The following is a 6,402-nucleotide window of genomic DNA, read 5'->3' on the forward strand; positions in this document are numbered from 1 at the left end:
CGCCCTCCCCGCCCCGTCCCCCGCCGCCGATGCGGCCGCAGCCTCGTGGACCCCGCCGCTGTCCACCCGGGGCCGATGGATCGTCGACGCGCGGGGCGAGCGCTTCCGCCTGCGCTCCGGCAACTGGGACGGCGCCCAGGGCTCCTGGACCGGCTCGGGCGATGCCGCCGATCCCGCGAACCACCACGCGGGCCAGCCCTCGTACGGCATCCCGCTCGGCCTCGACCGCACGCCGTTGCCCGCCCTGCTCGCCGACTTCCGGGCGCTCGGCCTCAACAGCATCCGGCTGCCGTTCTCCAACGAGATGCTGCGCACCACCACCCCCGTCCCCGACGCGGCGGTCGCCGCCAACCCCGCCCTGCGGGGCCGCACCCCGCTCCAGGTGTACGACGCGGTCGTCGCCGCGCTCACCGCCGACGGCTTCGCCGTCATCCTCAACAACCACACGGTCACCACCCGCTGGTGCTGCGGACTCGACGGGAACGAGCGCTGGAACAGCAGCGGCCGGTCCACCGCCCAGTGGGCCGACGACTGGGTGGCCATGGCCCGCCGCTACCGCGCCAACCCCCGCGTCGTCGGCGCCGACCTCTACAACGAGGTCCGCCGCGACGTCTGGGACGACCCCAACTGGGGCCTCGGCGACAACCACGACTGGCACGCCGCCGCCCAGGAGGCCGCCGACCGGATCCTCACCGAGGCCAACCCCGACCTGCTGATCGTCGTCGAGGGCATCAACTGGACGGGCCTGCCGGTCGACGGCTTCCCGCACGGCCGCCCCACCCTGACCCCGGTCCGCGGCCTCTCCCACACCCTCGTCGTCTCCGGCAAGCTGGTGTACTCCGCCCACTTCTACGGCTACACCGGCCCGAACCACAGCGGCGCCACCGGGCTGGGCGAGACCCACGACCCCCGCTACCAGGACCTGACCCGCGAGCAGCTCCAACAGGTCCTCTACGACCAGGCCTTCTTCGTGTCGGCCGAGACCGGTGCCCACTTCACCGCCCCCGTCTGGATCAGCGAGTTCGGCATCGGCGCCGACGAGCGGGGCACCGCCCCGCGCGCCTGGTTCGGCAACCTGACGGACCGGCTGACCGCCACGGACGCCGACTTCGCCTACTGGCCGCTGGTCGGCTGGTCCGGCGGCGCCGGGGGCGGCGGCGACACCTGGGCGCTGCTGCGCTACGACGCCGCCGGCCACCGCTCCGGCGTCCTGGACGCCGGCGACTGGCGCACCCCCACCTGGACCGGCCTGACCGGCGCCGCCGGGCGTACCGGAACCGTGCCGGCCACCCCCGCCTGGTACCAGCTGGCCACCGACCACCGCGACCACAACGCCTCGCTGCGCACCCGCGCGGCCGGCGACTGGGACGTCGGCGCCCGCAAGGCCGTCTGCCCCGACGGCTCCCGGCTCGCCGGGCTCTCCCACACCGGCGGCCGCGGCCTGTGCACCACCTCCGACCTGCGGTCCGCCACGGGCGCCCATACGGTCGTCACCGACGAGTCGCACGTGCCGCCCGGCGGCGACTGGGCCACCGGCTACACCAAGTTCGCCTGCCCCCAGGACCGCTTCCTGATCGGCTGGAGCGTACGCGGCGAGCGGGTCTCCGCGGCGCTGTGCGCCCCGGCCCGCACCGCGCTCCCGGCCGGCGGCGGCCGTACGGTCTGGTTCGACCGCGGCGACAACCGGCCGTCCGGCGCTGCGGGGCTCGGCGGCGACTTCGCGTACGGCCACTACAAGGGCCAGTGCCTGCCCGGCGAGTACGCGGCGGGCATCGCCTTCACCACCCGGTGGGGCTCCCGTCCCTCACCGGCCGCACTGCTCTGCCGGCCGGTCCCGGCGCCCTGACCGCGCACGCAGCACCGGCCCGGCCAGGGCCACCGCCGTCGCCGGCGCCGCCGCCCCGACCACGGGCAGGGCGAGCCGGTGGTCGAAGGCGGCGACCAGGGCCGGGCCTACCCCCATCGCAACCGCACTCGGCGCGTACACCAGGGTGTTGGTCCCGGCGGCCACCCGCCCCGCCGGCTCGTGCGGCACCTCCCGCTGCACGGCCGTCAGCGCCGCCACGAGGATGCCCGGCAGCCCCACCCCGACCGCCAGGCTGCTCGCCGGCACGGCCGCGTCGTACGGCAGCGCGCGCAGCGCCAGGGCGGCCCCGAACAGGGCGCACCCGGCGGCCGCGTACGCCCGCACGCCCATGCGGCGCATCAGCGGCCCGGCCAGCAGCCCGGCGGCGACCGACCCCGCGCCCTGGACGGCGTACAGCACCCCGAGGAAGGCGGGCGCGCGGCCGAGACCGCGGTCGACGACCGCGTACAGGAACGAGCTGCCGAGCCCGGAGCACACCATCGCCGTCCCGGCCGCGAGCACCAGCGGGCGCAGCGCGGGCGCACCCCACAGCGCCCGTACCCCCGCGGCACGCGCCGGCCCCCGGTACCCTTGCCCGCCCCGTCAGCCACATCCGTCACGTTCGTCGTGTTCGTCGTGTTCGTCACGGCGTCCACGGTCCGGCCTGAGGGCCCCGCGGCGGATCGGTCAGATGCCCTGACCGGCGACTGGCGGCGCTCCTATACCCCCGGCTCGTGCCGGTTCGGCAACCGATACGTCAAGTCTGCTGACCACAACGGTGAATTGACTTTAGGGTGCGCCAGAACACTTTGAGCAGCACTGGGGGGTACATGCACAGATCAAGAGGGCTGGCCGCCACGCTCGCCCTGACTCTCACCGGGCTCGGCGCCGGAATCGGCCTCGGACTCGTCCCACAGGCCGCCGCGATCACTCCGCCCGTGGCCTTCACCGCCGACGCGCTGCCCACCTGGCAGCCCAACGGGGTCGTCTGGGCCCTCGCCGAGGCGAACGGCACCGTGTTCGCAGGCGGCACCTTCTCCGCCGTCCGGCCGCCCGCGGGCGGCGCCGGAACCGAGCAGGAAGCGGTCAACTTCGTGGCCCTGGACGCCGCGACCGGCGCCCCGACCGCCTGCAAGCTGTCCTTCACCGTCGGCGGCGGCACCGCCACGGTCCGGGCGCTCACCCTGTCGCCCGACAAGAAGACGCTCTACGCCGGCGGCTACTTCGGCGCCGTCAACGGCCTCCCGGTCAGCAGCCTCGCCGCCATCGACGTGGCCACCTGCGCCCCGAAGGCCTCCTTCCGCCCCGCCTTCACCGCCACCGTCCGGGCCCTGGCCGTCACCGGCGACACGGTCTACGCGGGCGGCGACTTCCTGACCGTCTCGGGCCAGCCCCGCCAGCGCTTCGCCGCCGTCGCCGCGGTTGACGGGGCCCTGCGCCCCTTCCGGGCCGACGCCGACGAGCCCGGCCGGGCCGTCGAGCTCACCCCGGACGGCAGCAAGGTCCTGCTCGGCGGCGACTTCTTCACGGTCAACGGCACCGGCAGCCACGCCCTCGCGGTCGTCGACGCCACCAGCGGCGCCCTCACCAAGGCCTACCCCGGCTTCATCGAGACCAATTCGGTGGTCAAGGACATCGCCACCGACGGCACCGGCTTCTACACCGCCAACGAGGGCACGGGCGGCGGCGTCTTCGACGGCCGGATCGCGCTCGACCTCTCCGACTACGGCCAGCGGTGGCGCGACACCTGCCTCGGCGCGACCCAGGCCGTCCTGCCCCACCAGAACGTCCTGTACAGCGCCTCGCACGCGCACGACTGCTCCAGCGTCGGGGAGTTCCCCGACGGCCGGCGCCACCACCTGCTCGCCCAGCCGACCACCGGCACCGGCAAGCTCGGCTGGTCCCCGGACACCAACGACGGCATCGGCGAGGGCATCGGCCCGCGCGTGATGGCGGTCGGTGCGAAGGCGGGCGTGCAGTACCTCTGGGTCGGCGGCGAGTTCACCACCGTCAACGGAGCCGGCCAGCAGAGCCTGACCCGGTTCGCCTCGACCGGCGACACCGGCGCCCCGACCGTCCCGGTGGCCGGCGCGGCCGCCTTCACCCCCGGCAAGGTCCAGGTCCGCTGGCGCACCAGCCTCGACCTCGACGACGGCACCCTCACCTACCGGGTGTACCGCAACGGCAACGCCGCACCGGTGGCCACGCTGAATGCCGACTCACTGTTCTTCAAGCGCCCGCAGGCCTCCTGGACGGACACCTCCGTCACGCCCGGGCAGACGTACACCTACCGGGTGAGCGCGACCGACGCGGCCGGCAACACCAGCGCCCTGTCGGCCCCCGCGACGGTGACCGTACCCACCTCGCCCGAGGTCTACCCCGCCCAGGTCCGCGCGGACGGCGCCCAACTGTACTGGCGCTACGACGAGTCGGCGCTGCCCTACGTCGGCGACTCCTCGGACGGCGGCAACTCGGCCGGCGTGCACCTGAACGGCCCCGCCCTGCGCCGGACTCCGGCCGCGGTGACCGGCCCGAGCACCGCGATCGGCTTCAACGGCACCGACAACCGGGTGTACGCCGACCGCCGCCAGACCATCGGCAGCACGTACACCCTGGAGACCTGGTTCAGGACCGGCACCACCCGGGGCGGGAAGATCCTCGGCTTCGGCAACAACCAGGACCACGGCAGCAACCGCTACGACAAGCACCTCTACATGGCCGACGACGGCCGCCTCGTCTTCGGCGTCTACACAGGCGGCTTCCGCACCGTCACCACCCCCGCCGCCTACAACGACAACCAGTGGCACCACGTCGTCGCCACCCAGGGCCCCGGCGGCATGGTGCTCTACGTCGACGGTGCCCAGCGGGGCACGCTGGGCGTCACCACGCACGAGAACTACTCCGGCTACTGGCACGCCGGCGGCGACAGCCTCGGCGGCTGGCCGAACCGCCCCACCAGCGACCTGTGGGCGGGCCAGATGGACGAGACGGCCGTCTACCCGACCGTGCTGACCGCGGCGCAGGTGCAGAACCACTTCACCCTCGCCAAGGCCCCGGCGGACACGGTGGCCGAGGTGACCGCGGCCGAGGACACGTACGCCAACGCGGGCGCCCCCGGCACCAACTTCGGTACGTCCGGGTCACTGGCGGTGCGCGGCAACCCCCTGTACGCGAGCTACCTGCGGTTCAACCTGCCGGCGGCGCCCCCGGGCACCGTGCTGAAGTCGGCGGCGCTCGCGATCAGGACGAGCACGATGAGCGGGGCGGGGACGGCGGACACCGTCTCGGTCGTCCCGGTCACCGGCGCGTGGACGGAGGCCGGCACGACGTACGCCGACCGCCCGGCCCTCGGCGCCCCGGTGCTCGGCAGCTTCGCCGGCATCCCGGACGGCTCCGCGGTCCACACGACCGTGCTCGACCCGGCGGCGGTCGCGGGCGCGCTGGGCAGGTCGTACAGCGTGGCCCTGACGGGCAGCGGGGGCGACGCGCTGTGGCTGTGGTCCTCGGAGGCCCAGGCGAACGAGGGGACGCCGAAGCTGACGCTGACCTTCGGCGCGCCGTAGCGATGCCTGCGTAGTGGGGGAGGGGGTGCATCCGGACGGCGGGGGTGCACCCACCTCCTGCGGTCCGTCCGTCCGTTCGTCCGGAGCCGCACCACGGGGTCGTACGCCGGCCCGTACGGCGACGGGCGCCCGCGGTGGGCCGGGCTTCGCGCGCTGCCGTGGGCGGGCCTCAGCGGGGCGGCTCGACCTCCAGGTAGCGGCGGTGCTTCGGGCCCCGGTACAGCAGGCACTCCCAGCCCAATTGCCCGAGGACCCCGGCGCAGGCGGTCAGCCGCTCCTGCTCCTGCCCGGCCGTGCCGCCGCCTGGCGGGCCGGCCCAGGCCACCCGGACCTGTCCAGGTGCCTCGCCCGGCCCGACCACGTAGCCCATCGCCGTACGCGCACCGGTGGCCGGGTCCACGGCCGACGGCGGCAGGCCGGCCGCCTTCAGGGCGAGGGCCACCGCGCGTTCCGGCTGCTGCCGCTCCCACGGCGCGGGCACCGTCTCGCCCGCGGCACCGTTCACCAGGCGGCGGATCTGCAGCAGCCCCTCGTAGGCGGTCCGCACCTCCGCGGCACGTGCCCCGCCGCTGCCGGGCCGCCCGTCGGGCCGGTCGGGCCCGTTCGGTCCGTTCGGTCCGTTCGGCGCGGCGGGCGTCGGCCCGTCACCGGTCGCCGGCTCGAAGGCCCCCGCTGCTGACATCGCCTATCACCCACTGGCTGTGGTCGGTGACTGAGTACGCCAGGCCCAACGACCTGAGTACCTGCTCCGATTCCCCGCCGCGCGGCCGCTGCTGGAATGGGGCCATGAACATGACCGAGCCCCGCGCCGCCGACCGGCGCCCCCGCATCGAGCACGTGACCACCGCCGGTTCGGCGCTGGCCGTCGCGCTGGTCCCGCTGGTGCTCGGCGTGCTGCTCGCCAAGGCGATGGCGGCGGACCCGCTCACCCCGGTGAACGCGCTGATCGCCGGCGGCGGCCAGCGCGCCCGCATGGCGCCCACCGAGTTGCGC

The 6,402-nt window shown here is 75.1% G+C and carries 5 protein-coding genes; 3 read left to right on the plus strand and 2 right to left on the minus strand.

The window, feature by feature from the left end; all coding sequences use genetic code 11:
• Nucleotides 1-1,846: glycoside hydrolase family 5 protein (locus GPJ59_RS32020; protein WP_219671423.1), on the plus strand; the 1,846-nt coding region annotated here is incomplete at its 5' end.
• Here the strand turns inward: GPJ59_RS32020 and GPJ59_RS32025 are convergent.
• Nucleotides 1,805-2,368, minus strand: coding sequence for an MFS transporter permease (locus tag GPJ59_RS32025; RefSeq protein ID WP_219671424.1), 564 nt, complete (start codon nt 2,366-2,368; stop codon nt 1,805-1,807). The genes GPJ59_RS32020 and GPJ59_RS32025 overlap by 42 nt on opposite strands.
• A gap of 308 nt (nt 2,369-2,676) precedes the next feature.
• Between GPJ59_RS32025 and GPJ59_RS32030 the strand changes: the two genes are divergently transcribed.
• On the plus strand, nt 2,677-5,409 hold the full coding sequence (locus GPJ59_RS32030) for a LamG-like jellyroll fold domain-containing protein (protein ID WP_219671425.1): 2,733 nt from the start codon (nt 2,677-2,679) through the stop codon (nt 5,407-5,409).
• A 169-nt stretch (nt 5,410-5,578) separates the two neighbouring features.
• On the opposite strand, the gene GPJ59_RS32035 is transcribed toward GPJ59_RS32030, so the two are convergent.
• Nucleotides 5,579-6,091 carry a hypothetical protein gene (locus tag GPJ59_RS32035; RefSeq protein ID WP_219671426.1) on the minus strand — a complete coding sequence of 171 codons (513 nt, stop codon included), beginning with the start codon at nt 6,089-6,091 and terminating at the stop codon, nt 5,579-5,581.
• Nucleotides 6,092-6,195: 104 nt separating this feature from the next.
• On the opposite strand from GPJ59_RS32035, the gene GPJ59_RS32040 reads away from it, so the two are divergent.
• Nucleotides 6,196-6,402, plus strand: a 207-nt coding sequence (locus GPJ59_RS32040) for a hypothetical protein (RefSeq protein WP_258025243.1), incomplete at its 3' end; no start/stop codon positions are given.

This window comes from Streptomyces bambusae, assembly GCF_019400985.1.
In the GTDB taxonomy this organism is placed as follows: Bacteria; Actinomycetota; Actinomycetes; order Streptomycetales; family Streptomycetaceae; genus Streptomyces; species Streptomyces bambusae_A.

What these genes read in the sequence shown, in the direction of transcription:
- GPJ59_RS32035 (WP_219671426.1), bottom strand. Translation starts at nt 6,091, where the DNA reads ATGTCAGCAGCGGGGGCCTTCGAGCCGGCGACCGGTGACGGGCCGACG.
- GPJ59_RS32030 (WP_219671425.1), top strand. Translation starts at nt 2,677, where the DNA reads ATGCACAGATCAAGAGGGCTGGCCGCCACGCTCGCCCTGACTCTCACC.